The following is a 24,881-nucleotide window of genomic DNA, read 5'->3' as shown; positions in this document are numbered from 1 at the left end:
GTTGGAACGATGATTATCGGGCTCGAGTCTTCTTTGGGTTATAAATCAATCAATCAATCAATCAAAGTATGCTCGCGCCCTGGTGCTAAAGCTGATGTACCGCTCTTACCACAAAGAACTGATACGCTCTTTCATACTCATGCTGACTGTTTCTTCGTTTATCTTATTCGTTATCTACTTTTTCCAAATCTTTTACACAACGAAGATTGCCGATGAATACAGCCTCAACACTAAGCAGGTCGCAGAAGAAGTGATGAGTGATGGTTGTTACAGCGACGTCGCTGTCTACGCGCTAAGGCACTCTCTAAACTTTGACTCCGTCATCATGACAACACCAGATGGCTCATGTTACATATCCAAGAGCCGCTCCAAGTTCATAGAGCCAAACCAAGTTGATGAGTTCTACGACAGCCTAGATTTTGCTTACTCACGTTTTACGTTGCCTGAAAACGGCGTTTACCTTACCGCTCGCATTTCCAAGAACTCAATAGAAGCTCGCTATAGAAACTCATTATTACCGCTGTTCATAGATTCAGTCTCGATACAAAAAAATGGCTATTACATTCTGAATCTCGGAGAGCAAAGCCAGCCAATTTACCAACACTCACTGCCAAGCGGTGCGACTATCACTTTTTATAGTCACAATATAATCGAATTCTGGATCGGGTTAACTTTACTGTTAACTCTAATATTTTATCGTTCTTACCTGTTGGGCTTTGTCGTTTATCTGTTTCGCTGGAAGAACATCTCCTTCGAAGAAGAGCCTATCATCAACACGGAAGACAACAGCGTCTTGTACTATGAACTGTTGTCCAGAGTGCGCAATGTCGGCGTGCTAGATTTCATCAATGCCATGAGACGTACCAACCTATTGACCTTCCATACCATTTTGCTGATTGAGACGGTTAAAAACGCCAAATCAAACAATAGCCATGAGATCTATGGCGTCAACGTATGCCCGAGTGCGTTAGTGGGTACTAACTTTGCTAAAATTCAGTACCATTTAGCGGCAATGGAAGCGAACGAATTTGTTGTCGAGATCACCGAATACTCGAACATCGGGTATGGGTGTGAGGTGATTGATAACATCAAAGAAATTAAAAAGTTGGGGATTACTATCGCGCTGGATGACTTCGGTACCGGGAACAATAATATCGAAATTATTAGCGTTATTTCTCCGACGTACCTGAAGTTAGATCGCTGTTTTGTCAAAGACATTGAATCAGGAGAACATCATCAAGGAGTGTTGCTCAACATATCCGAAATTGGACGCTTATCTAACATCACTATGATTTACGAAGGTGTCGAAACTCGCCGACAGCAATACATCTTGTGTCAACTCGGCTACAACCTGCAACAAGGCTACTTGTACAGCAGGCCTCAAAGCACCACGTCTTGATCGCCCTCTAGACATTAACTACCTGTGAGCTCATTTATCCCGAATGACATTAAGCTCAAAAAGACAATTATGTCAGAGCTCACAGGGGAAATATTACCGACCCTAAAATCAAACAGACAACAGCTTATCGAAGTCATCATAAAGTGTTCAGCCGAAGTGAAATGATCTCAAATTCAGTACCTTATCTATGTATCACACCTCTACCTTCAAGCACTTCTAGTCCGTCGATAATAATTATTTCCAATAAAAACCTTGCCAATCTGAATAAAAAGGATAGTGTTATACACATGTATATCACCATGCAGTTTTAATTATGACCGAATGGAAAGACGACCAACCGATCTTTAGGCAGCTAGCTGCAAAGATCAGTGACCAAATTCTTCAAGGTGTTTGGTTAGAACAACAAGCATTGCCCTCAGTGCGTGCTGTTGCAGCCGATCTTAAAATCAACCACCTTACTGTCATGAAAAGCTATCAGTTACTGGTTGATGAAGACCTAGTCGAGAAAAAACGCGGCCAAGGTATGTATGTCGCAGAAGGGGCACTTCAAAAATTGAAAGAGTCCGCACATCAATCATTCATCAACACACAGATCCCAGCCATCGCTGAGACGCTAGGCATCATTGATATGAGTGTCGAAGAACTCGTGAAACAGCTAGAACAACATATAAAGGACAAGTCATGAGTACTTTACTTTCAGTGAAAAACGTAACCAAAACCTATTCAAATCAAGTGGGTGTCGAGAACATCAGCTTTGAGTTAAAGCCAGGGCAAGTGCTTGGGCTGCTAGGTCACAATGGTGCAGGTAAATCGACCTTGATCAAATCACTGCTTGGTGGGCACAACTATCAAGGTGAGATTGAAGTAAATGGCTACCACCCTATCCACCAGCACGCTGAACTCATGTTGCACTTATCGTACATTTCAGATGTGAACGTATTGCCTGAGTGGATGACAGTAAAGCAACTGCTTCGATACACACAAGGCGTTCACCCAAGCTTCAACAAGCAAAAAGCAGAACAGACGTTAAGTAGCACCAACATTAAACTGTCTTCAACGATCAAACAGCTTTCTAAAGGGATGAAGGTACAGCTTCACCTTGCGATCATCATCGCGACCGACACTCAAGTATTGATCTTAGATGAACCAACGCTAGGTCTAGATCTGCTCTACCGCGATACTTTTTATCGCCACCTCCTAGAGTGGTTCCATGACGGCGAACGCGCGATGATCATCGCCAGTCATGAAGTTTCAGAGATTGAACACCTATTAACGGATGTGTTGATTCTGAAACAAGGCCATTGTGTGCTGAAAAAGAGCATGGAAGACATCGAGAACGACTATTTCATTATCGATGTCGCAAACCACCACTCAAGCGAAATCCAGAAACTTAATCCACTGACCTCACAACCTGGGCTAGGAACCACTAAATGGTTATTGGAAGGCCAATACAAAGCGCAAATTGAATCATTGGGTAACATCTACAACGTTGGTCTCGCAGACCTATTCCTTGCAACACAGACGGAGAAGGCATAATGCACCCAACTTTTTATATGCTAGAAAAAGAACTGATCGAGCACAAAATTAACACTCGATTACCTCTATTTATCGCGTTATGTGGTTTCTTGCTGTTCGTTAGTTTGTTTTTCAATGGCGCAGCGCAGCATGATTTTTTCTTCCAAATGGAAGTGAATGGTGACGTGAGCGACATCCACAGAGAGTTCGCACAAGACCTCAACTCAGTGATCTACTTTGGTGCTGGCCTTATTTCACTCATACTTTCGACGCTTTACATCCCTAAAACACTGCGTAAAGAGCGCCAAGAAGGCAGTTCGATGTTTTGGAGAAGTATGCCAGTATCCAATGCCATGACTCACGGCGTGAAGCTAGGCTTCGGTCTAGTGGTTATTCCGGCTATCTGCGCGCTATTAGTTCTATTCGCTGACTTCTTGTTTTGGGTACTGAACGTTTCAAGCGAACAGCAATTGGCATTGATAGTAGAGCAGCAATCACTGTTTTATGTGCTGAGCAATTGGTTGGTGTTCTTTGGACGAATGATGCTAATTGCGTTAGTTCTGCTGCCATTAGCAACGGTTACTCTGGCGATTTCACAACTGGTAAACTCTCCATTGCTTGTCATTTTCATCTCAAGCTATGCGATTAAGTTTCTGTCTGTCGCCGTGTTTGGATTTTATGGCATCAATGACTTCTTCTCTCTCATCGCTTCACTGCCGATGAATCTACTCACAGCAAGCAATCCATTCAGCGTGATTGCAGAAGCGCCAGTTCTGTCTTTGGGTATTTATGTACTGATTGGTGTTGGCGGCTATCTGTTGAGCCTAAAGCTAAATAGAACGGACGATGTGAGCTTGAAGACGCTGTTCCAACGATAGAGTCACTTATTCTGAGCCCTCAACGGGTAACCAAATTAGATATCAAAATCTAAATCAAAGCTTCTGAGAAATCGGGAGCTTTTTTATTGGCTGCTGTTTTATTGTTAGGTGCTTTGAATTATAACAACGGTTTTAGTGATAGAGGCAAAGGTACGGATTGGTGGTTGGTTTTGGTTTTGCTTCAGAGTGCTGAGTGCTGAGTGCTGAGTGCTGAGTGAGGATAAACTAGGAGGTATTAATGAGCTGACATTAAATTGCATTATTATTAATGCCTGCCAGCTCTTTGGAGGGTGATTTCTTTAGTCGCCGACCAGATGAAGGTCCTTGAGAGTGCTATTGAAATCGATTTGTTGCGTTTTACATTTGATTAAGCTTTTCAGCTTTTCTAAAGCTTTACGATTTAAAGCTTATTTCTTTGAAGCTTCTTTCGCTGTGTCTTTCCAGTATTGGATGCGAACGCGATGAAGCTGTGCTCTTCTCATTTTTTTCATAAGGGATATTTCCTTTTCTTTAACTGCTCTTCATGAGCTATTTTTATTGCCAACTATTCGAATCTAACGGTGTTTGACGGCCAGATCAATGATACAAATCACAAAATATATAGAGTTTTGAGTACCATTTACATCAAAGTATGACCTAGTTATCAACTATGGCTCAATTCAATCTATTAAGCCGTTGTTCGAAATTTAGATTAGTTATCTCAGATGACAAATTCATTTCAGTATCAATACAGTTCAGTGATACGTATTTAATAGACCGGACTAACACAGATTTAGTTCCCAATAATTTGCCTTTCCTACTCCTACCATTAACTGGCCTTTCTCGCGTAATACTTGTCTTCCTCTCAATTGAAGTTACAGCGTAACTAGCGTGCTTTTTGTATTGACCATTTTTTATTCACACAGGCCTATACGACGCAAACTCAAAATGGGATTATGTTTGTAACGGAAGAGCTTTTAATAGAAAAAGACAGTAATGGATAAAATCAAATGGACGTGATCATGAGTAAAGTCATTCTACAAGGGCATATTCTTGTGCCAGACAACGACCTAGAAGCCGTCACACAAGCGCTGGTTATTCATAAGGAACTCACACTCTCAGAACCCGGTTGTATCGTGTTTCGAGTCAGTCAAAGCTCACTTCAACCTAATCGTTTTGAAGTTTATGAAGAATTCACTAGCCGTGAGGCGTTTGAAGAGCACCAACAACGAGTAAAAACTTCTGAGTGGGGTGACATTTCGAAGAACGCAACACGTCACTATCAAGTCACCGATGTTCCGACACCATAATGATTGACCCGCTAGCCAACCGTATCATCACATTGATCAAACAAGATCCCTTGCGAATGAGGGTTTTAGACTGTGTCGCTCAACTGAATTTACCGCAGTGCTATGTTTCTGCGGGCTTTGTGCGAAATCTCGTTTGGGACTACCTACATAACTATGCTTCCCCGACTCCACTTAATGACATTGATGTGATTTACTTTGATCCCATTGATAGCTCTTACGAATCGGCTATTCGATACGAGGTTCAGCTTCAAGAGTGGTTACCTGAATTGAATTGGCAAGTTCGCAATCAAGCCAACATGCATACTCGAAATGGGGATGAGCCTTACCAAGGTTCATTGGATGCGATGCGTTACTGGCCAGAGAAAGAAACCGCAGTCGCCGTAAAGCAAAGCCCGACAGGAGAAATCGAGTGTATTTCCGCTTTTGGTTTAGAGAGTTTGTTTGATTTGAAGATCACACCGAACCCCAATCGCAGAAAAGACGTGTTTGACCAACGAGTTCAATCTAAAAACTGGTTAACTCATTGGCCCAAATTAACGATTGGTCACAGTTAACGATTAGCCACAGTGAGTTAATTAGCGGCTACAGTGAACGATCGGCCGGATTCAAAATGATAACCATTGACTAAAAGCCCAATCAGATCGAACATGCTCCACTTCTCAAATCAAACGCGCACTTCACGAACTGCTGCGCTCTCTCGTCATACTGAGTAACGACCATGAACCAACAATACATGCTGCAAGCTCTTGAAGCTTCGCGCCAAGCCCTACCCGATAGCCAACCAAACCCACCAGTGGGCTGTGTTTTGGTTAGAAACGATAAAGTGGTGTCTGTTGGATATACGCAAAAGGTCGGTGGAAACCACGCCGAAGTTGAAGCACTGAATGGCTATGACAGCGAAACGGACGGAGAAATGGAAGGCGTTACCGCTTACGTAACTTTAGAGCCATGTTCATTTGTTGGCAGAACACCCGCTTGTGCCAATACATTGGTTAAAGCAGGTGTAAAACACGTAGTAGTGGCGATGCTAGACCCAGACCCTCGCAATAATGGTCGTGGTGTGGCGATACTTGAATCGCACGGCGTGAAAGTGGATGTAGGGCTATGCCAAGCACAAGTGAGCGCTTTTCTAACCCCGTATCTTGGTAAGTCTTAGCTCTTAAACGGCCAACGCTAACTCAATTTGACTCGATAAAGCGGATTGACTGGCTTATCGACAAAATACGACCAAATATGATCGTAGACGGCATGTTGGTTGGGGAACGGCGCAAGTGCTTTCGCTTCCTCTAAATCGCACCAGCGGTACTCTGTATGTTCGTCATTCAGTTCAATCGTTTGGTTGGGCGGGCATAGCACCGCAAACACTGGGATTAGCTGAATCACATTAACGTGAGCCTCGTAAAACTGCTCCAGAAACTGCGCATTATACAAAGCTTTCACTTTAATTTGGGTCTCTTCTTCAAACTCGCGCACGATAGCCTGCCAGCCTGTTTCACCTGCTTCAATCGAGCCTGCGACATGGCACCAAAATTCGCCTTTCACACGCTTCATTAATAACATTTTCATTTGTCCGTCGATCTCTGAAATAGCGACACCGGATACAATCGAAGTATTGAGTGGAATCATAACGTTACCTTAGGTTGAACAAGAGGGCGGCAAGGCTACCACCCTTCGTTTGTGAAGTTGTCTTCTATGATTAAAAACGAGAGGCCACTCATCAATTTATAAACATCAAGCGCAACTCTTGAGGTTTGTATATCTAATTAACAACCTTTGTACCCAGTCATTGAGCGATTCTTATTTGAGGCGTATTTCGATAAAGAGTAGAATCGCCGCCTTGTACTGTGTTTCTTCACTTTTGTTTTTAGCGCATCAGTTTTTAGACTCTCACACAGTAGACTCACAACCATTTATCACCACGATATAAGTATTAAGACGACTATGCACTCATCAAACTCAACGCACGACTCAGAAGACAGCCACACACCTGAGCATTGCTTCACCCGCTTTCAACAGCCGATCGAGTCATATTCGTTGCCAGAGCGTTTTACCTTCCCGTTCTACTACGAACCGCACCCACTGTGTGAAATCGCCTCTCATCAGCTTCAACAATATCTAGAAACTCAAACCGATTGGCAGCATGACTTCGGACTGGATTCTGACGCTGGTCGCGGCAAAATGTTTGGTGTGTTGCTGGTGAAAAGCCCTGAAGGTGAATTGGGTTACTTCTCTGCCTTCTCAGGAAAAATCGCCGACCAAAACCTACTGCCTCACTTTGTGCCACCCGTATTCGACATGTTGAGCAGCGACAGCTTTTTCCATCAAGATACAGCCGACATGATGGCCGTGAATGCGAAATTTAAAGCGCTACAAGCAAACGCTGAATACCTTGAACTGTGTGAACAATTAGCACAACAAAAAGCACAAGCTGAACAAGAGATTGAAGCTCAGCGTTTATTAATTATAGAAGGCCGAAAAACACGTAAAGAACAACGCGAACAAGGTAAAGAAAACCTTGATGAGCAAGCCTTCGAACAGCTAAATAACGAGCTAAACAAAGCCAGTGTTGCCGACAAAAATCAGCAAAAATATCTTAAGCTCAACTGGGAACAGATCTTAAACGAGTTACAAATCAAAGTTGATGTGTTCACTAATCAATTAGTTGAACTCAAAGAGCAAAGAGCGCACCTTTCTCATCAGCTTCAGCACAAACTGTTTTCACAATACGCTTTCCAAAATGCGGAAGGTAACATTGAGGATCTCAACCAGATCTTTGAAGACACGCCAAACAAGATACCACCAGCAGGTTCTGGCGAGTGTGCCGCACCCAAGCTTCTGCAATACGCGTATTTAAACGGTTACACACCATTGGCACTGGCTGAATTTTGGTGGGGTCGTTCACCGAAATCGGAAATCCGTAAACACAAGAAATACTACGCCTCTTGCCAAAGTAAGTGTGTACCGATTTTAGGTCACATGATGAAAGGCCTTGAAGTCGATCCCAACCCATTGCTAGAAAACCCAGCAGAAGGTAAAGACCTCGATATCCTGTTCCAAGACGATCACATCGTTGTGGTACACAAGCCAGCAGGTTTTCTATCCGTACCGGGTAAAACCATCAAAGATTCGGCCTACACTCGTGTTCAAGAAATGCATCTCGATGTTGAAGGGCCATTTGTTATCCACCGCTTGGATATGGCGACCTCTGGCATTCTAATATTTGCTCTTACACGACGTGCGAACAAAAGCCTACAGAAGCAGTTCATTACTCGTGAAGTCGAAAAACGATATGTAGCGATGATTGAAGGCGTTTTGGAGCAAGATGAAGGTTACGTTCGCTTACCACTGCGTGGTGACTTATACGATCGACCTCGTCAGATTGTCTGCTTCGAACACGGCAAGCCAGCTGAAACTAAGTGGGAAGTGATTGAGCGAAACCAAGACACCACCAAGGTTTATCTGCACCCTAAAACAGGCCGCACACACCAATTACGAGTTCACTGTTCACACCAAGAAGGGCTAGATATGCCTATCTTGGGTGACGGCTTATACGGCAACAAAGCCGACCGACTGCACTTACACGCAGAAAGGCTAGCACTACACCACCCAGTCACCAAAGAGTGGATGGAGTTCCAGTTCGACGCCGAGTTCTAAGCGTTAAGCCTATTTTCTGCGTTAAGACTATTTTTTGCGTTAAGCCTAGGGGATAAACCCGAGTCACAAAACGTTTGTGGCTCTGACTCCCTCTTTCTCCTACCCCTTTCGGATAATTCTCCACGCTTATTGCACTACATCAAGGTTCACTTTCTTGTGACGAGTAGCATTCGCCTCTTCTTCTTTTCTTGAGGCCTTTGATATGTCATCAGCTGCTTTGAATATACAGCCCAACACAACGACTTCTTCCGTGATCGCTTCGCAAGCACTAAGCTTGAAACCACTCACAGACAAAAAGCCAGACTTAAACTCGGCAATGCTCAATCTAATTGAAGAAGTTAAAAACGAACTCCCTCTTTACGAGTCGGAGACGTTTATCTGTGGACCGAAAGGAAACTGCTCTGGTTGCTCTAAGAAATTATTGGAGATGGTCGACAGTGAATTGATGTACTGGGAACACAGTATTTCAATCGGCCAAGGCCCTAACTTCGAAGAATTACGCCGTTTTGGTAAGCTATGCAGTAGTGTTAGGCGTGGCCTAGAACGCAACGGCTTGGTAGAAAAGCGCCCAAAGAAAAGATAACCAGCTAATTCATAGCTGCTACAACCTTTCGATATGCATTACAAACTATCGATCCGCATTACAATCTATCAATCATCATTGCAATCTAACCTAGTCACTAACAGGTTGAACTCGTTCACTATAAGAGTGATAATATTTTGTAATACAATAAGTACCAAGACAAACCATTAGAGATTTTCCGCCAAGTTCTTGAGCGAATCCATCCTTCATGCTTAGCGTATCTTAAACCTTCTGATAACCAACATCATATCCAATAAAAGCCCTTTATTGGATAGCGGGGAAATACCTTGAAGAAACCACAACCAATACTGGGTAAGACCGGTATGCTATTTTTCCTCGTCATCATCAGTGCGTTTCCTCCATTGACCATCGACTTGTATTTGCCAGCCCTTCCGCAAATGGTTGAGGTGTTCAACACCGACCAATCGATGGTCAACCTAACCCTGAGCAGCTACTTCGTGACCTATGCGGTTGGCCTGTTGTTCTGGGGACCACTCAGCGAAAAGTTCGGGCGTAAGCCGATTCTACTCATTGGCATCGTGAGCTATATGGTGGCGAGCGTCTTATGTGCCATGACCAATAGCATCGAGCAGTTGATTGGTGCTCGTATATTCCAAGCCTTTGCGGGCAGTGCCATCACCGTTATCGCAACCGCCATTGTGAAAGACCTTTATGACGGCCGAGAGCGCGAAAAGATCATGGCGACTATCATGTCTCTGGTGATCATCGCACCGATGGTCGCGCCTGTATTTGGTGCTTTCCTACTGAAAATAGCGTCTTGGAGAATGATGTTCGTCACTCTCGCTATTTTTGGTGCATTCGCATCAGTGTTGGCGCTTTGCTACCGAGAGACGCTTGAAAGCAAATACCAAGGCTCTATTTTCCGGTCATGGGGAAGGCTGGCCGTGGTCATGAAGAATCGCTCGTTCATAAAGCTGCTGGTTATTTTCTCTATCACACCAATGGCGCTGATGGGCTTTCTTGCCGCAGGGTCTTATATCTACATCAATGACTTCGGATTGACCGAACAGCAATTCAGCTACGCTTTCGCGTTCAATGCATTATGTGCCTCATTTGGGCCAACGCTTTATATGAAGTTGTCCTACCGAGTGTCGGTTCAAAAAGTGATTTCAGCGTGTTTTGCTCTACTGGCGATTGCCGGAATCTTTACGCTGACAGTCGGTGGTTTGTCACCTTGGTTCTTTATGTTTATCGCAGCACCAGCGACGCTGATAGTTATCATCATGCGAGTACCTGGCACCAACTTAATGTTGAACCAGCAAGATCAGGACACAGGTTCTGCCGTTGCGCTGATACAGTTCTTCAGCATGATTTGTGGTTCACTTGGTATGGTTTTGGTTTCAATCCGCCCAGATTCGCTAATTGAAAACCTAGGCTTTATCCAATTATCGGTGGGAATCCTAGGCGGCTTGATGTGGCTGATGGTCAGAAACAAAGAGTATGTGACTAAAAAACTGAATTAGGCACATCCAAAATAGCTAAGTTTGTACTCAAACACGATTTAGGGCGTCCTCGATCGTGTTTGAGGTCTCGCCCTCACTGGCTTTAGCGCATATTGGCTCCAATTCCCTCAATTGGAGTAAACCTCATGAAATGGGCACATTTACTGTTCACATCCCTACTTTTCCTTAGTTCTTCTGCCATCGCTTCCGATGTCGGATTCACTCAAGTCACCTTAACTGACGATCCTAACCGCCCGCTAAACACTGCCATTTGGTATCCCACACAAGATGCTTCAGACACAACCTTGATTGGCGATAACCCAGCCTTCATCGGCACGCAAGTCATCAAAGATGGAGAGATTCAATCCGGCACTTTTCCAGTAGTACTGTTATCACACGGTTACCGAGGAAACTGGCGAAACCAAAATTGGTTGGCGACCGAACTTGCGAGTCGTGGCTACATCGTAGCGGCCACTGACCACCCGGGAACCACTTCTTTCGACCAATCTCCAGAGCAAGCAGCTAAATGGTGGGAGAGACCACAAGATATGTCACGCATTCTGGACTACTTGTTATCCGAAACCCCGTGGAAGCAATTTGCTAACGCTGAAAATGTTACCGCAATCGGACACTCTCTAGGTGGCTGGACTGTAATGCAATTAGCGGGCGCGAGATTGGATAGATCAACCTTTGAAGCCAATTGTTTGGTATATCCGAACCCACGAACTTGTGGACTATCTGATGAATTAGGGCTATCACAAGTCCAACCCTCAGAACCAAGCAATAAAGATCTTTCAGACACTCGAATTCAACGTGTAGTTAGCCTTGATCTAGGGCTTGCTCGCAGCTTCTCAGTCGGCAGCTTAAATGACGTTACAGTGCCAACCTTAATATTGGGGGCTGGGATTGATATTGGGGATCTACCTCAGGCATTAGAGTCTGGCTACATTGCTGAGCACATGCCTCTTAATTTAAGACGCTATAAGGTCTATGAAAGCGCTACCCATTTTAGCTTTATTCAAAGCTGCAAACCTGGGGCAATACCAATACTTGAAGAAGAAGTGCCAGGCGATAGCATTATCTGTAAAGATGGCGTTGGTACATCACGCGACAGGCTGCATCAATTGTTCTTAAACGACATTGTTAGTTTTCTGAACTGATAAACGGAAAGCAAACACACTCAATCTAACACTTGTGGCGAACTTCGATACTCACTCGGAGTTTGCCCAGTTATCCTTGAAAACTCTCGATTGAAATTGGACTTGGTCTGAAAGCCTGAACTAAGGAAGATGTCAGTTATTGCTTCATCACTTTGCTTCAGGAGAGTCTTAGCGTGCTCAATTCGATAGGTGTTAATCACCTTTGAAATGTTCTGGTGGTGAGTTTGATTAACCGCAGACGATATTTTTCTAGCTGGGATACCTAGCTTTCTCGCCACTCGATTCAGGGACAAATCAGGATCTTTGAACACCTGATGATCCTTCATTAATGCATCAAACTTAGCGACGATCTGCGTGATTTCTTCATCTACTTTTAAGCTTGTCCACGATGCCGCAGATACATCAGTTGCTTCAGGATAATGGTTTGCCGTTGTCAGTTCACTCCGCTGTTGGTTTTGTTTCTGAATTGGTGCCGTGCTAGTACTCACAACGACTACAGCCCCAACAATTGCGGGAATAAGAACTAGGTAACCAATAGACAGAATTAAGTCGGTGTGTTGTGCGTTAAGCAGCAAAATATCATACGAGATAATACCGTCCACGAGAGCTGAAAACAGCAAAGCAAAACCAGCAACGCGTTCAGCAAGCAAAACACTCGATACATCACTCAGCCTGACGTGCTCAGGGAAGTTAAACGATGATTTCAACAACAAGCAGCCATAGCCGAGATATAGCGAGATCAACAATAGATCAATCGTTCCACCCCAAATATACGAATAAGAAAAGGAGCCAACCAGAACAACCACTGGACCTAAGCAATGCAAGAGAGACAAAGGTTTACTTCGATGAGCTCCCGCAAAGCAGAGCCATGCAGCCACCGGTACACTTGCCCCTAGAACCGGTTGTAAGAAACGGAACAGTGCAATATCAAACGTCCAACGTAACCCAACAACAGTAATCATCAACGCACACAACATAATAAACCAAAACGGTTTTTGGCTTGTTTGTGGGTAACGATATCGAAGCAAAACAGCCGTGATAAATAACAACAGCGCAGCAACAAATGGTAAGGGAATGGCAAGCATCAAAATTCCATTTATGTTCGAGAAAAGATCATTTCAATATCACGTCACCTATTCCGTAAGTAAACCATTGAATCAATGCGAGTGATAAGTATTGAATATCAATCTATGGTAAATCATTCCTCAGAGAGAAATCTAGAACGAAATCTTGATGGTGTTAAGCCAATGATTTTCATGAAGACCTTACGAAAGCTATTTACGTCCTCATAACCCACTAGGTAGCTGATCTGCTCAACCGGTTTATGAGAGCTTTCCAATAACTCGCATGCACTTTGAATACGTACGTGTTGGATATAGTTAATCGGCGTAAAACTGGTCGCCTTGGTAAATTGACGAATAAAGGTTCTTCGAGTCATAAACGCTTCTTTAGCCAATTGATCAAGAGACAACGAAAGGTGATGGTTCTTTTGAATAAAACGCTGCACCGAGACAATCTTATCATTGCCGTGAGCATAGTTCGGCACAAAGCTCTGATAGTAACGTTGCTCTCTCAACCCCGTATCAAGCACCAAATATTTACCTAGATTACGAGTGTTGGTCGGTGTCGTGTATTTGGTCAGGATAAACAAAGCGAGATCCATCCACGACATCAAACCACCAGCGGTCATCACATCCGCATCATCAATCAAGATTTTGTCGATATCGACTGCGATCTGTGGGTAAAGCTCCGTAAACTTCTGCTGCGCTTGCCAGTGCGTGGTCACGGTTCGCCCTTCTAACAAACCTGTTTTTGCCAAAATGAACACGCCCGCACAAGCTGAGCAAAGTATCGCCCCCCTTTGGTGAGACTCAATCAGGTACTCAAGCAAGGTGTCACTCGGCTCTAGATAGTAACAACCATCTAAATTCGGTGGGAGTATGATGATATCGGCGTTCGACACGCTAACACTGTCATGCGCTTGGATCTGAACGTTGAATTTAGTCTTCTCAGGCGAAGGTTCAAGAGAATTTGCCATCTGCAGAAACTCTTTCACGCCAAACACGGCACTTTGCAGAGAGCCTGGATAGTCGATGATTTCGACCATTACTGATTTTGTCACTATTGCCATAGAGTCTGTCATTTTTGACGTGCGATAAAAACTACAGAGTATTCATAATATCCCTACACCGCAATACACCAAATACACCAAATACAAAGGTATAGACTATGAAGAACACAGCCCTGCTACTTATCGACTTTCAAAATGACTATTTTCCTTCATACGAAGGTGCAAAATGGGCGCTGTCTGAAACAGAGAAAGCAGCCGAAAAAGGTGCACAGTTATTATCCGCTTTCAGAGACAAGCAACTTCCTGTGGTTCATGTACGTCATGAGTTTCCAACGAATGATGCTCCGTTCTTCTTGCCAGAATCAGACGGTGCTCAAATCCACAGCAGCGTGACTCCGCTAGAAGGCGAACCTGTTATCGTAAAGCATCAAATCAATAGCTTTAGAGACACTGAACTGAACAAGGTGCTACAAGAGCAAGGCGTTGAAAAGCTGGCCATCGTTGGCGCAATGAGCCACATGTGTATTGATGCTGTGACTCGTGCTGCAACCGATTTGGGCTATGAATGCCACGTAGCGCATGACGCTTGCACAACCTTAGACATGGAGTTCAATGGCGTTCAGGTTCCAGCAGCGCATGTCCATGCCGCATTCATGGCTGCACTGAGCTTTGGTTACTGCAATGTCGCAACGGCCAGTGAGCTCGAAAGTCTTCTTTAACAAGTAAGCCTAAATTTTCAGTCTGTTCATTACAAACACAAAAAAGGCGCCGATTAAGGCGCCTTCTTATAGAAACGAGATCTCGTTATGCTGTTGCAGTTTGACGCGCTGGGTGTTTGATAAACACAGCTACTACAGCCACGATTGCAAGTGCGAAACAGTAGTAAGAGTTAGACACGATTTCTAGAGGCGATAGGTTAAACACAGAGCCCAATAGCAATACCTGAGCACCGTAAGGCAACACGCCTTGAATCACACAAGAGAAGATATCCAACAAGCTTGCAGAACGACGTGGAGACACATTGTTCTCTTCCGCCAATTGACGAGCCACACTACCAGACACAATAATCGCTACCGTGTTGTTTGCAGTACATAGGTTCACCATAGATACCAAGCCAGCAATGCCTAGCTCACTCGCACGACCATTCGCTTGCTTAGAGTGTGAAGAACCAAATGCACGAATCACACCACTTACCAAGTTAGTCAGGAACGCAAGTCCGCCTTGGCGACGCATCAGCTCACTCAAACCACCAATTAGCATCGACAATAAGAAGATCTCCTGCATATTACCGAAGCCTGCATAGATATCTTGAGCGTAATCAGTCATACCGTAGTTCTCAACAGAACCTAGGCTCACACCACCCGCCAGCAAGATACCAATCGTCAGCACAACGAACACATTCATGCCCGATACCGCAAGAATCAGGATGGTGATGTACGGCAGTACTTTGAGCCACTCGATTGGACCTGTTTCAGGAACCTGAGTTGCCGTGCTGTTGAAAGCAAAGATAACGATCGCGATAAGAGCAGCAGGCAGTGCAATGCGGATGTTCTCTTTAAACTTGTCTCTCATCTCACAGCCTTGCGAACGGGTCGCGGCAATCGTGGTATCAGAGATAATAGAAAGGTTGTCACCAAACATCGCGCCACTTAAAACAACACCAGCCGTCAGTGGAATGCTCATGCCAGCTGAATCTGCAATGCCTAATGCCACAGGTGCAACCGCAGCGATGGTACCCATCGACGTACCCATTGCGGTCGCGATGAAAGCTGAAATTAGGAAGATACCCGGCAGGATCATGCTTGTCGGAATCGCCGATAGACCAAGATTTACCGTCGCGTCTACGCCGCCAGACGCTTTAGCCACAGCCGCAAAAGCACCCGCCAATAGGTAGATCATACACATTGCGATAATGTCTTTGTGACCAACTCCACCTAAGAACTGTTCGATAGCACGGTTCAATTTATCTTTGCTTAGCAACAACGCTAGCATCACCGCAGGCAAAGCCGCAATCGGAGCTGGAAGCTGATAGAAAGCAAAATCGACGCCTTGCAGTGACAAGTACGTACCTACACCAATAAACAGCGCTAGGAACACGATCAGAGGGATAAGCGCAACTGCAGAAGGTGCAATTACAGCATTAGAATTTTTTGAATTGGACATGGAACATCAACGCAATAGAACAGGAAGATGAGCAGACTAATGTCACACTTAGAGCTTGTCAACGTCTAGACGTCTAAACGCCCAATTTAATGCAAAGTAATAAGCACACCATTGAACATCACATAATAGAAAAGGCTACTTACTAACCAAGTAAGCAGCCTTTGGATAACAGATCATGTGGGTAACAGATCAAGTAGATAACAAGCTTTATAACTTTTGCTTGAACGTCACTTGGTATTCACCAATGCCTTCGTAGTGGAAGGTTGTTGGTTTATCGAATCCCATCTCTACGACACCGCAGTAAGAACCCGTGATGATTGCTTCACCTGCTTGGAAATCTACGCCACGACGAGTCATGGTGTTAATCAGCCAGTAGATTGGGCTTGGCGGTAATGTATTTGGGTGCTTACCTGCGAATGCTTGAACTTGTTCGCCTTGCGTCACTTCAATTTTGATCTCAGCAGAAGTGAACGCTTTTTCACGGTCAATCTCTGGGCCAATGAACAGGCCTTGGTTTACTAGGCCATCAGCAAGCTTTTCGTAGAACTCGGCACCACTGTCATCAGCAAAGCGAGATTGCATTAACTCAAGGGCCATATGGCAAGAACCAATAGCGTCATTGATTTGCGCTTCGCTGTAACCTTCTTGGTTTGCAGGTAGGCTCTTAACAAGCGTAAATGCAATTTCAGGCTCAACGCGTACTACGTCGTTGTCTGCAAACAGTTCACAAACTTCGCCTTGTTGAACGCTGCCCGAGAAGATTGGCGCAACAATGAACTTGTCTTCAGCCAAAGGAAGCAAACACTTCCAACCACCGACCTTGTCGCTCTTGAGATTGATCATTGATGATTGGATCTTTAGCGCATCTTCCAAGTTATTCGGACGGTACTGTTCGTCCAATCTTGGTGCTTTGGTTCCCGCAACGCGGCGACTTAGCAGTTCTTCAGCTGCTTGCCCAAATACATTTGTCATATAATATTACCTTTATTTTTATGACCCGTATAATATCGGATTTCTTGAAGCTTGAATAGACAATTAAATAGCGAAACAACACCATGAATTCAATCATCAATTTTCGCACATTCTAGCCGCAAACAACTGAAATTATGTTGATTTAAACCAGTAAGTTCGTTACTGGCTTTTCGATGTGTTACTGATGATTAGGCTTTACTGCCCTTTCAAGGCCTTCTTAAGGTTGTGCATGAAGTCTCTGAAGTGAGGCATGAAATCAACAAAAAGAGGAGGCTTGCGATCTTGCATCATCATAGGGCCAAGTAAACGAATGCTCACTCCTAGTCGCGCTGCTGATTGTTCGTCTAAGCCGCTGTCTTGTTTGATCTTCTCAACAATCGCGAACATGTTTTCTCTGTCTTCAATTTCAAACTGCATGGTTTGCAGTTCACGATCTTCTTTGATGTTCACTTCTTCGATAGTGATGCGGTAGTTGTTATGTTTGCCTGTGAATACTGTCATGTGGATCTCCTACAATGCTTAAAAAGTGTGTTGGCTAGCTCTTCATGAATCGTTCGAGCTTAGGTTTAACCGTCATCGACATTACGACCATGATTGTAAGGCCAATAGGAAGCGCAGCAATAAATCCATTAAACCATCCACTGGTAAACGCCGATGTATCCGAAAATCCAATGTTATTTGCGGCTGTTACCAATGCCATGATGGACTCCATGATAAAAGCCATAATCAATCCCACGATTAGGTTGCGAGCTTTCTCGCCATAATTGGGTAATACCTTGGCGACCAACTTAGTCACCAAAGTCATCATCACCATGCCAATTGGCATCATAATCACGACAGCTAGGGCTAACGAAGAGAACCAGTTGCCGATGAATGCCTCGCCGAACCCCACATTCATGTAAGTCATCACAGCCGTTAAGCTGCCGCCAACGGTTAGCATTAAGCTCATCATGACCAAAACTTTGTATAAAACGGGTGTGCCTTTTTGCTCAGGAAGAGTTGGCGTTAGTGTTGCTTGAATCGTCATATCTATTTCCTGTCTTGAATTTACGAACAATTAAGTTGATAATGTCAACTATAAATACAGTGGTTGATATTGTCAACTACATTCCTGAGGATCGTTTATGTCTGATAACACATCGCTAGAGTCTATCTTTCGCTTAGTGCACTCTTTGAAACGTCAAATGAGCGAGCAGATTGAGAGCTTGGACTCTGAGATCGCACCAATGAACATTCGCGTCATGAAGATCATTACCAAGAAGTCTCCATGTACGGCTATCGATATCGCACACTTCCTAAATCGCGATAAAGCACAGGTCACTCGATTGATTAACGCTTTGATCAGTCAGGAACTTGTGAAGAAATCTCCGAACCCAGAAGACAAGCGCAGCCAGTTATTGGTTCTGACCGATAAGGGTCAAGAGATCATGAGTAAGGTATCGAATATTGATCGAGAGATGCTGCAGAGAATGACCAAAGGCATGGCCGACGATGAGTTAGAACAGTTCCGAAAGATCGCGAACAAAATGGCTAAGAATCTCGAAAGTTGCTCTAAGTAGAAGAAGCCCTTTCGAATAAGCCACTCGTGTCAAAAAGCAAAAACGCCACCGAATCGTAAGACGGTGGCGTTTTGTGCATAAGCTGGGTTTGTCCAGCTTAACGGTTTAGCTATGTCTATCTGGATACAAGCTCTAATTCGATGCTAGTTTCCACCATGCTTGAACAGGTACTGGTTCTGAAATCACCAAACGCTCACCCATCACAGGGCTCACCATCTGTACATCTCGCTCTTTGCTTATCGCTAGAGCTTGTTCCATTGGGTCTTGCCAATCGTGCATAGAAAGATCAAACGTACTGTTGTGGATTGGCATCATCACCTTACCTTGCAGGTCGATGTGCGCCTGAACGCTCTGCTCTGGGAACATATGAATATCCGCCCAAAGTGAATTGTATGCGCCCGTTTCGACCATGGTTAAATCAAACGGCCCGTAGCGCTCACCAATCTCTTTGAAGCCATTGAAGTAACCAGAGTCACCACTAAAGAATACTTTCTTATCTGAAGCCTTGATAACCCAACTCCCCCACAGTGTTTGGTCACGATCAAGTAAGCCACGACCAGAAAAGTGCTGTGTTGGCGTCAAAGTAAACTCGATATCTGAGGCTGTTGCCGATTCCCACCAGTTCAACTCAATAATCTTTGCTTTATCCACGCCCCACTTTTCCAATAGTGCGCCAACTCTGAGTGGCACCAAAAATGTACCTACTTTATCGGCTAATACCTTTACGGCACCTTTGTCTAAATGGTCATAATGATCGTGGCTGATCACAACCACGTCAATGTCAGGTAGCTCTTGCAGTGAGATTGGTGTTGGGTGAAAGCGCTTTGGCCCCATCCATTGCACGGGTGATGCACGATCACTGAACACAGGATCGGTCATCACTAACTTGCCATCCAGCTTCATCATCACACTTGAGTGACCTAAGCGATAAGCGACATCGTCTTGTTCTTCGATCAGTTGCTCGGCTGTCATCGGTATCAGAGGCAATGCAGAACGCGGCACCGGCTCATTCCTTTCCACTGTCACATAAGCTTTCAGGATTGAAAAAATATCAGACATACCCGATTTATATTCCAGCTCACTGTTAACAAACTTCTTCGGAAGCTTATCTAGATTGTCGTTTGATTGTGAACCTGTGCTTACGATAGCGACCACGGCAAGTACTCCTAAAATCGGTAATAGATATTTTTTCATTGGTATCTCTTTAATCATTGGGTCTATCCCAACGCAAAAACTACACTGGCTAGTTTACATATCAAAATTAAAAAGTAAACCAATGAGTGTAAGTTTTGTTTTATCTAAACGTGAGCGTGCCAAAATCGACTTTGGAGAGGAGTTACTCTATTTGGTAGGCAAGGCTAATCAGCAGACCATACATTTTTGAAATCTGGCCACCCCCAGTTTGTGATGGCCACGTTTTTCAAAATGCCTTGGAAACGCACGGTTTGTAGGTGGTGGAACATTGGCACTAACCAATAATCAGAGATTAATGTCGATGCGATAGGCTCTAACTCGGCTAGATAATTTGGCAATTCAACCGAGGCTTTGTGATGATCTAAGCGCTGTTTGAGCCAATCACTGTTCATCTCACCTAGTGCCGAGTGCAAAACAGGATCATTCATCAACCATGAGAACAGTGAAGAGGGAGCATTGTCATCGAGATTGAGGTTACACAACACCAAGTCTTCTTTTAAATCGCCACTTTGAGAGAGCTGCGCCAGTTCGCGAAAGCTATAAGTATTCACCTCCACTTCCACGCCATATCGCTTGAGTATATCTGACACACAGATAGCACATCGATAGAGCGCATAGTAATTGTAAACGGCGATGCTCATCTTTTTCGGCAGTTGCGTCTCTTTCGCAGGCGTTCGATACAACTCCTGCCAACTTGGCAGTATGTTTTGAGCTAAAGAGACACTAAACAAACCCTTGTTACGTTCCAACTGAGACAAAATCGCTTGTGGGTTGGTCAGTTCTGAAAGGTATTTTCGCTGCTCATTATTTAGTGGGCTAGCCGCAGAGTTCTGATTGAATAGGATAAACAAACACCCATCCTCAACTCGGCTACGAAGGCCATCAGTTTCAGCCGACACCAGCTTCGCGTCGCTTTTTCCGAGTTGATGAAAACAAGACGAGTCTTCATAAGGTGACACCTGCATTTGGCTGTCATCAAAGCGAGCATTGCCCGTCATCGACTCTTCGAATTGCCAAATCGTCACTTCATCCGTCAGGGAACGACACCCGTAGTAATGTTCGAATGCGGCAAGTTTGATACGTTCGTTATTAGTCTCAACCACTTTAAATGGGCCGGCTCCAATCACGGCATGAGACACCGAATTTAAGGGCGATGGCTCACGAGTCACTTGCGCAGCAGGTTGAATCGAATACTTAACGCCAGCCAATAAGCCCGCGAAGCCAGTGTCTGCTTTGGTCAATTGAAAGCTGATCCTTAACGGCTGTTCACTGTAAACCGAAGCTACATGGGCTAACTCTGTCTGATAGAAAGGTAGCGGTTGTAAGGCGGTAAACAACGACACGAGCTGCTTGGCGTCAACGGGTTGGCCATCGTGAAAGGTTAGGCCTGGGCGCAAATAGAAAGTCCAAACCAATTTTTCAGCATCATATTCCCAATGGTGCGCCAGTTCAGGCTTCAACTTGCCCTTGCCATTACAAGTGACGAGGCAACTGAACACTTGCCTGATCAAAAAGCGTTCGCTACTGCGGTGAATATGATGCGGGAACAAGTCTTCAAACTTACGTTTATAGGTTAATTGAACGTGCAGCAGCCCTTCACGCATCGTCGCGCCAGAGGTTTCTTGGAGGAGAGAACCAAATACAGCGCGGTCATTGTCTAGAATTGAGAGTGCTTTTTCGTATTTGCCCTGCTCTATCAGTTTACTAGCAACATGTTGCGTCAATTCTTGATTGCTAAAACGTAAAGTCAGATTAGAACGTTGATTCCTGCCGACTTTTGGTTCCCACACCAACCATTCAGCCTGATGCATCTTGCCTAACAAAGTTCGTGCATGGCGCAAGCTGGTGAACAGCTTGTCTGCGACCTCAGTTAAGGTAACCGAATGTGAGAGGTTAGGCTCAAACGAATCTAGCCTTGTGTAATAACGCATCATGTTTAGATCAGACAAATAATGAACCTTTTTAGAAACAACCCTTCCTGATTAAGCCAATTATAAAACACATCAGCCCAAAAGTAGCGATAAAAGACAAAAACAGGAACAACTTAGTAAAAACCCATCTGTTTATTACTTCCTATTAATTGACCATAATTAATGGGTCAACAAGGAACTTTGAGTTCCCACCAAAGCCTAATACAAGAGAAGTAATCATCATGAGAAAATACTATCTTAATAAGCTTAAAAGCACCTGTAGCAAGCTCGAAAGAGAAGCACTACGAACACTTATAGAGCTATGTAACTGGCGTTATTAGTACACTTTTAAGCACCGAGTTAACGCGAGTTGAGTACAACCTAATATGCTCCTACCCCCAATATGAGTTAGGTCTCAACTCGCTTTTCCATTCAAAACGCCCTCTAAACCCTGCTGTACCAATCACTCACACATACGATAAATTTCTGTTGTCGACTCGACAAATTTAATTCGTTTTCTTAGTTAAACGAAAAGCCTTAAGGTTCGCCCCGAAGCAAGCAAGGAGCCTCAGAAAAACTGAAAGCTCAGCTAACAACTAATTTATTTGCAGTTACCAATCAGGTATTAACTAAGGAAACGCCATGCGTATCGCAATTCTTTCTCGCAACGAAAATCTATACTCTACTTCTCGCTTAAAAGCGGCAGGAGAAGCTCGTGGTCACCAGGTCGATGTTATCGACACGCTGCACTGTGATATAGATATCGCGAGTAACAATCCGAAGATTCGCTACATGGGTGAAGAGCTACCTCAATACGATGCTGTTATTCCACGTATTGGCGCTTCCATTACCTTTTACGGCACTGCGGTTGTTCGCCAATTCGAAATGATGGGCACTTTTTGTATCAATGAGTCAGTAGCAATCAGTCGTTCTCGCGACAAACTGCGCTCACTACAATTGTTGTCTCGTAAAGGTATTGGCTTACCAAAAACAGGTTTCGCTAGCCGCCCAGACAAAATTCAAGACTTGATCAAAAACGTAGGTGGTGCGCCACTGGTTATCAAGCTTCTTGAAGGTACTCAAGGTATCGGCGTGGTTCTAGCAGAAACAAACAAAGCAGCTGAAAGCGTTATCGAAGCATTCATGGGCCTAAAAGCGAACATCTTGGTTCAAGAGTTCATTGAAGAAGCTAATGGCGCAGACATCCGTTGTTTTGTTGTGGGTAACAAAGTTATTGCAGCAATGAAACGCCAAGCTGGTGAGGGTGAATTCCGCTCTAACCTACACCGTGGCGGTACAGCTCAACTGGTTAAACTAACCAAAGAAGAGCGCGCTACAGCGATCAATGCTGCTAAAATCATGGGGTTAAACCTATGTGGTGTCGATATTCTACAATCTAAGAATGGCCCTGTTGTAATGGAAGTGAACTCTTCTCCAGGCCTAGAAGGTATCGAGAAAGCAACAGGTAAAGATGTAGCAGACATGATTTTCGGATTCATCGAAAAAAATGCAAAACCAAACGCTAACCGTACTCGTGGCAAAGGCTGATTAAACGCCGTTTACTCATGATTGGAAAAAACATGAACAATAAAATGATCATAGGGAATACAGAAGCACTTTGCTTACCAGAGTTAGGGATAACTGGACTACATACGCGTGTTGATACAGGGGCTCAAACCTCTTCTCTACACGTAGACAATCTACTATGTGTAAAAACAGACGGTGAAAACTTCGTTGAGTTCGATCTTCACCCAGACGTTTACCACCTAGAAGAGACAGTGCGCTGCAAGGCGAAGCTGAAAACAAGTAAAAGAATCAAATCATCGAACGGCGAAGTTGAACACCGTTGTGTGATTGAAACCATGCTAAAAATCGGCGGTCAGGAATGGCCTATCGATATCACACTAAGCAACCGTCAAGATATGACTTATATGATGCTGCTTGGTCGTCAAGGCATGAGTGACAAAGTGATTGTTGACCCAGCAGGTGAATTTCTAATTTCTCACTAATTGAACTGCTCCACAGCTCAAATAGTGAGTCAACAACGCGTATTAATAAAGGCCAGTCTTTGAGACTGGCCTTTATTATTTATGGCGATTTTTTTTCTCTTTAAACCCAAATCGCCAAACAGATTTAACCAAACCTTTGAGTTTGATTTTAGTCACTCGCCAATGTGTCACTGGCCTTCTTGGCGCACTCATCAACAGATGTTCAAACGCTTGCTCACTCAAATTCACTTGTCCCCCATGCGCCACCAGCAAGGTGTCGAGCTGCATGTCATAGATACGCGATACCGACTCTCGATACTTATTGGGATGAAAAATTGGGAAAGGCGGAATCAGCTTCTTTTTGACCTCAACCATTAAGTCCGCCACATAGGCGACACTGTGTGATGGGCAATAGACGGAAAGATCTCTGTCAGTGTGACCTGGTGTTTCTAGAACTAACCAGTCATCAAAGCCAGGAATGCTATCACCATCAGACAACTTGTAGTCCGGCTTTAATTTTCTTGAATACCATAGGTTTGCTTTGGGCTTGCCCAATCGATTTGCCATCCATCGTGCCAATGCCAGATCGGTCAAATGCATCAATATGCCATCGATGCCGTGATACCAGTCTTTGTCTCGATCTGCTGCCACCAAATTACAATTTGTCAGCTTTCTGAGTTTGTGCGCTGCCCCTGCGTGATCGGGATGCATGTGCGTCACAACCACTGTGTGTAGGTCGCTAAATTCACGGCCAAGATCATCTTCAATGAAAACTTTAAGATGGGGAATATCCGCTCGGCACGCACCATCAAGCAAGAGCAACCTGTCAGGGTACTCTACGAGATACATGTCTTGGATATAGCCTTTAATGGTATGAAGTTGCAAATCCACTCCTTGTGACAAACCAACTGGTCAGACCTATACCATAGCAAACTCACCATCAATTGTGATCATTTTGTCAATAACAACAATCTAAAACCAAATAGATAGCTCGCATCAAGATTTCCATTGGTATCCACTCAATTATACCAATCCGGAAAATTAACTGATCAGCTCTATCCAATCTCTAGTACACATTTTTGT

Annotated in this window: 24 protein-coding genes and 1 pseudogene; 15 read left to right on the top strand and 10 right to left on the bottom strand. The window is 44.2% G+C overall.

Annotated elements, in window-relative coordinates; all coding sequences use genetic code 11:
* Positions 1–82: 82 nt before the first annotated feature.
* The 7 genes and pseudogenes from ED652_RS19365 to ED652_RS19335 form a co-directional block, all read left to right on the top strand.
* A pseudogene (locus tag ED652_RS19365) lies at positions 83–1,399 on the top strand (EAL domain-containing protein); the annotation flags it as partial.
* Positions 1,400–1,712: 313 nt separating this feature from the next.
* Positions 1,713–2,084 (top strand): GntR family transcriptional regulator, encoded by a 372-nt coding sequence (locus tag ED652_RS19360; RefSeq protein WP_017111621.1) that lies wholly within the window; start codon positions 1,713–1,715, stop codon positions 2,082–2,084.
* The gene (locus tag ED652_RS19355; RefSeq protein ID WP_122055849.1) at positions 2,081–2,935 is read left to right on the top strand and encodes an ABC transporter ATP-binding protein; all 855 of its coding nucleotides are present in this window, start codon (positions 2,081–2,083) and stop codon (positions 2,933–2,935) included. The genes ED652_RS19360 and ED652_RS19355 overlap by 4 nt, the downstream gene beginning before the upstream one ends.
* Complete coding sequence (locus ED652_RS19350; RefSeq protein WP_099166507.1) at positions 2,935–3,792, top strand: hypothetical protein; 858 nt, start codon at positions 2,935–2,937, stop codon at positions 3,790–3,792. The genes ED652_RS19355 and ED652_RS19350 overlap by 1 nt, the downstream gene beginning before the upstream one ends.
* Positions 3,793–4,793: 1,001 nt before the next feature.
* Positions 4,794–5,081 carry a putative quinol monooxygenase gene (locus ED652_RS19345; protein ID WP_122055850.1) on the top strand — a complete coding sequence of 96 codons (288 nt, stop codon included), beginning with the start codon at positions 4,794–4,796 and terminating at the stop codon, positions 5,079–5,081.
* Positions 5,081–5,635, top strand: coding sequence for a nucleotidyltransferase family protein (locus tag ED652_RS19340; RefSeq protein ID WP_122055848.1), 555 nt, complete (start codon positions 5,081–5,083; stop codon positions 5,633–5,635). The genes ED652_RS19345 and ED652_RS19340 overlap by 1 nt, the downstream gene beginning before the upstream one ends.
* Before the next feature lie 164 nt (positions 5,636–5,799).
* Complete coding sequence (locus ED652_RS19335) at positions 5,800–6,237, top strand: bifunctional diaminohydroxyphosphoribosylaminopyrimidine deaminase/5-amino-6-(5-phosphoribosylamino)uracil reductase RibD (RefSeq protein WP_122055847.1); 438 nt, start codon at positions 5,800–5,802, stop codon at positions 6,235–6,237.
* 17 nt (positions 6,238–6,254) lie between these two features.
* Here the strand turns inward: ED652_RS19335 and ED652_RS19330 are convergent, their stop codons facing one another.
* Positions 6,255–6,707, bottom strand: coding sequence for an NUDIX pyrophosphatase (locus tag ED652_RS19330; RefSeq protein WP_102576375.1), 453 nt, complete (start codon positions 6,705–6,707; stop codon positions 6,255–6,257).
* Between the two features lie 315 nt (positions 6,708–7,022).
* Between ED652_RS19330 and ED652_RS19325 the strand changes: the two genes are divergently transcribed.
* From ED652_RS19325 to ED652_RS19310, 4 genes are all read left to right on the top strand, one after another.
* On the top strand, positions 7,023–8,735 hold the full coding sequence (locus tag ED652_RS19325; RefSeq protein ID WP_122055846.1) for an RluA family pseudouridine synthase: 1,713 nt from the start codon (positions 7,023–7,025) through the stop codon (positions 8,733–8,735).
* 202 nt (positions 8,736–8,937) lie between these two features.
* The gene (locus tag ED652_RS19320; RefSeq protein ID WP_065105314.1) at positions 8,938–9,318 is read left to right on the top strand and encodes a hypothetical protein; all 381 of its coding nucleotides are present in this window, start codon (positions 8,938–8,940) and stop codon (positions 9,316–9,318) included.
* 323 nt (positions 9,319–9,641) lie between these two features.
* Positions 9,642–10,802 carry a multidrug effflux MFS transporter gene (locus ED652_RS19315; protein ID WP_122055845.1) on the top strand — a complete coding sequence of 387 codons (1,161 nt, stop codon included), beginning with the start codon at positions 9,642–9,644 and terminating at the stop codon, positions 10,800–10,802.
* A gap of 125 nt (positions 10,803–10,927) precedes the next feature.
* Positions 10,928–11,941 (top strand): alpha/beta fold hydrolase, encoded by a 1,014-nt coding sequence (locus tag ED652_RS19310; RefSeq protein ID WP_122055844.1) that lies wholly within the window; start codon positions 10,928–10,930, stop codon positions 11,939–11,941.
* 20 nt (positions 11,942–11,961) lie between these two features.
* Here the strand turns inward: ED652_RS19310 and ED652_RS19305 are convergent, their stop codons facing one another.
* Both ED652_RS19305 and ED652_RS19300 read right to left on the bottom strand, forming a co-directional pair.
* Positions 11,962–13,029 (bottom strand): AraC family transcriptional regulator, encoded by a 1,068-nt coding sequence (locus ED652_RS19305; RefSeq protein ID WP_122055843.1) that lies wholly within the window; start codon positions 13,027–13,029, stop codon positions 11,962–11,964.
* Between the two features lie 110 nt (positions 13,030–13,139).
* Complete coding sequence (locus tag ED652_RS19300; protein WP_122055842.1) at positions 13,140–14,072, bottom strand: GlxA family transcriptional regulator; 933 nt, start codon at positions 14,070–14,072, stop codon at positions 13,140–13,142.
* Positions 14,073–14,170: 98 nt separating this feature from the next.
* Between ED652_RS19300 and ED652_RS19295 the strand changes: the two genes are divergently transcribed.
* On the top strand, positions 14,171–14,731 hold the full coding sequence (locus ED652_RS19295) for a cysteine hydrolase family protein (RefSeq protein ID WP_122055841.1): 561 nt from the start codon (positions 14,171–14,173) through the stop codon (positions 14,729–14,731).
* An 85-nt stretch (positions 14,732–14,816) separates the two neighbouring features.
* On the opposite strand, the gene ED652_RS19290 is transcribed toward ED652_RS19295, so the two are convergent.
* From ED652_RS19290 to ED652_RS19275, 4 genes are all read right to left on the bottom strand, one after another.
* Positions 14,817–16,175 (bottom strand): Na+/H+ antiporter NhaC family protein, encoded by a 1,359-nt coding sequence (locus tag ED652_RS19290; protein WP_065105310.1) that lies wholly within the window; start codon positions 16,173–16,175, stop codon positions 14,817–14,819.
* 207 nt (positions 16,176–16,382) lie between these two features.
* Positions 16,383–17,147: a hydratase gene (locus ED652_RS19285; RefSeq protein WP_122055840.1), complete on the bottom strand. Its 765-nt coding sequence runs from the start codon at positions 17,145–17,147 to the stop codon at positions 16,383–16,385.
* A 195-nt stretch (positions 17,148–17,342) separates the two neighbouring features.
* Positions 17,343–17,648, bottom strand: a complete 306-nt coding sequence (locus ED652_RS19280) for a DUF3861 domain-containing protein (protein WP_122055839.1) — start codon at positions 17,646–17,648, stop codon at positions 17,343–17,345.
* 34 nt (positions 17,649–17,682) lie between these two features.
* Complete coding sequence (locus ED652_RS19275; RefSeq protein ID WP_122055838.1) at positions 17,683–18,174, bottom strand: DUF2798 domain-containing protein; 492 nt, start codon at positions 18,172–18,174, stop codon at positions 17,683–17,685.
* 97 nt (positions 18,175–18,271) lie between these two features.
* On the opposite strand from ED652_RS19275, the gene ED652_RS19270 reads away from it, so the two are divergent.
* Positions 18,272–18,706, top strand: a complete 435-nt coding sequence (locus ED652_RS19270) for a MarR family winged helix-turn-helix transcriptional regulator (protein WP_004729905.1) — start codon at positions 18,272–18,274, stop codon at positions 18,704–18,706.
* 132 nt (positions 18,707–18,838) lie between these two features.
* Here the strand turns inward: ED652_RS19270 and ED652_RS19265 are convergent, their stop codons facing one another.
* Entirely contained in the window at positions 18,839–19,900 is a 1,062-nt protein-coding gene (locus tag ED652_RS19265; RefSeq protein WP_102578628.1) for an MBL fold metallo-hydrolase, read from the bottom strand.
* 164 nt (positions 19,901–20,064) lie between these two features.
* Positions 20,065–21,849 carry an SgrR family transcriptional regulator gene (locus tag ED652_RS19260; protein ID WP_122055837.1) on the bottom strand — a complete coding sequence of 595 codons (1,785 nt, stop codon included), beginning with the start codon at positions 21,847–21,849 and terminating at the stop codon, positions 20,065–20,067.
* Positions 21,850–22,452: 603 nt separating this feature from the next.
* Here ED652_RS19260 and rimK point away from each other — a divergent pair.
* The gene (gene rimK, locus ED652_RS19255; protein ID WP_010428457.1) at positions 22,453–23,358 is read left to right on the top strand and encodes a 30S ribosomal protein S6--L-glutamate ligase; all 906 of its coding nucleotides are present in this window, start codon (positions 22,453–22,455) and stop codon (positions 23,356–23,358) included.
* 32 nt (positions 23,359–23,390) lie between these two features.
* Positions 23,391–23,819, top strand: a complete 429-nt coding sequence (locus ED652_RS19250) for a RimK/LysX family protein (protein WP_004733090.1) — start codon at positions 23,391–23,393, stop codon at positions 23,817–23,819.
* A 75-nt stretch (positions 23,820–23,894) separates the two neighbouring features.
* Here ED652_RS19250 and ED652_RS19245 read toward each other — a convergent pair whose 3' ends face one another.
* A complete protein-coding gene (locus tag ED652_RS19245; protein ID WP_122055836.1) occupies positions 23,895–24,683 on the bottom strand; it encodes an MBL fold metallo-hydrolase in 789 nt (262 codons plus the stop codon).
* Positions 24,684–24,881: the final 198 nt, after the last annotated feature.

It is taken from the genome of Vibrio sp. Evd11 (assembly GCF_900382755.1).
Classification (GTDB): domain Bacteria; phylum Pseudomonadota; class Gammaproteobacteria; order Enterobacterales; family Vibrionaceae; genus Vibrio; species Vibrio lentus.
This window is presented reverse-complemented; position numbering and strand designations above follow the sequence as displayed.

What these genes read in the sequence shown, in the direction of transcription:
- ED652_RS19360 (WP_017111621.1), top strand. Translation starts at nt 1,713, where the DNA reads ATGACCGAATGGAAAGACGACCAACCGATCTTTAGGCAGCTAGCTGCA.
- ED652_RS19355 (WP_122055849.1), top strand. Translation starts at nt 2,081, where the DNA reads ATGAGTACTTTACTTTCAGTGAAAAACGTAACCAAAACCTATTCAAAT.
- ED652_RS19350 (WP_099166507.1), top strand. Translation starts at nt 2,935, where the DNA reads ATGCACCCAACTTTTTATATGCTAGAAAAAGAACTGATCGAGCACAAA.
- ED652_RS19345 (WP_122055850.1), top strand. Translation starts at nt 4,794, where the DNA reads ATGAGTAAAGTCATTCTACAAGGGCATATTCTTGTGCCAGACAACGAC.
- ED652_RS19340 (WP_122055848.1), top strand. Translation starts at nt 5,081, where the DNA reads ATGATTGACCCGCTAGCCAACCGTATCATCACATTGATCAAACAAGAT.
- ED652_RS19335 (WP_122055847.1), top strand. Translation starts at nt 5,800, where the DNA reads ATGAACCAACAATACATGCTGCAAGCTCTTGAAGCTTCGCGCCAAGCC.
- ED652_RS19330 (WP_102576375.1), bottom strand. Translation starts at nt 6,707, where the DNA reads ATGATTCCACTCAATACTTCGATTGTATCCGGTGTCGCTATTTCAGAG.
- ED652_RS19325 (WP_122055846.1), top strand. Translation starts at nt 7,023, where the DNA reads ATGCACTCATCAAACTCAACGCACGACTCAGAAGACAGCCACACACCT.
- ED652_RS19320 (WP_065105314.1), top strand. Translation starts at nt 8,938, where the DNA reads ATGTCATCAGCTGCTTTGAATATACAGCCCAACACAACGACTTCTTCC.
- ED652_RS19315 (WP_122055845.1), top strand. Translation starts at nt 9,642, where the DNA reads ATGCTATTTTTCCTCGTCATCATCAGTGCGTTTCCTCCATTGACCATC.
- ED652_RS19310 (WP_122055844.1), top strand. Translation starts at nt 10,928, where the DNA reads ATGAAATGGGCACATTTACTGTTCACATCCCTACTTTTCCTTAGTTCT.
- ED652_RS19300 (WP_122055842.1), bottom strand. Translation starts at nt 14,072, where the DNA reads ATGGCAATAGTGACAAAATCAGTAATGGTCGAAATCATCGACTATCCA.
- ED652_RS19295 (WP_122055841.1), top strand. Translation starts at nt 14,171, where the DNA reads ATGAAGAACACAGCCCTGCTACTTATCGACTTTCAAAATGACTATTTT.
- ED652_RS19290 (WP_065105310.1), bottom strand. Translation starts at nt 16,175, where the DNA reads ATGTCCAATTCAAAAAATTCTAATGCTGTAATTGCACCTTCTGCAGTT.
- ED652_RS19285 (WP_122055840.1), bottom strand. Translation starts at nt 17,147, where the DNA reads ATGACAAATGTATTTGGGCAAGCAGCTGAAGAACTGCTAAGTCGCCGC.
- ED652_RS19280 (WP_122055839.1), bottom strand. Translation starts at nt 17,648, where the DNA reads ATGACAGTATTCACAGGCAAACATAACAACTACCGCATCACTATCGAA.
- ED652_RS19275 (WP_122055838.1), bottom strand. Translation starts at nt 18,174, where the DNA reads ATGACGATTCAAGCAACACTAACGCCAACTCTTCCTGAGCAAAAAGGC.
- ED652_RS19270 (WP_004729905.1), top strand. Translation starts at nt 18,272, where the DNA reads ATGTCTGATAACACATCGCTAGAGTCTATCTTTCGCTTAGTGCACTCT.
- ED652_RS19265 (WP_102578628.1), bottom strand. Translation starts at nt 19,900, where the DNA reads ATGAAAAAATATCTATTACCGATTTTAGGAGTACTTGCCGTGGTCGCT.
- rimK (WP_010428457.1), top strand. Translation starts at nt 22,453, where the DNA reads ATGCGTATCGCAATTCTTTCTCGCAACGAAAATCTATACTCTACTTCT.
- ED652_RS19250 (WP_004733090.1), top strand. Translation starts at nt 23,391, where the DNA reads ATGAACAATAAAATGATCATAGGGAATACAGAAGCACTTTGCTTACCA.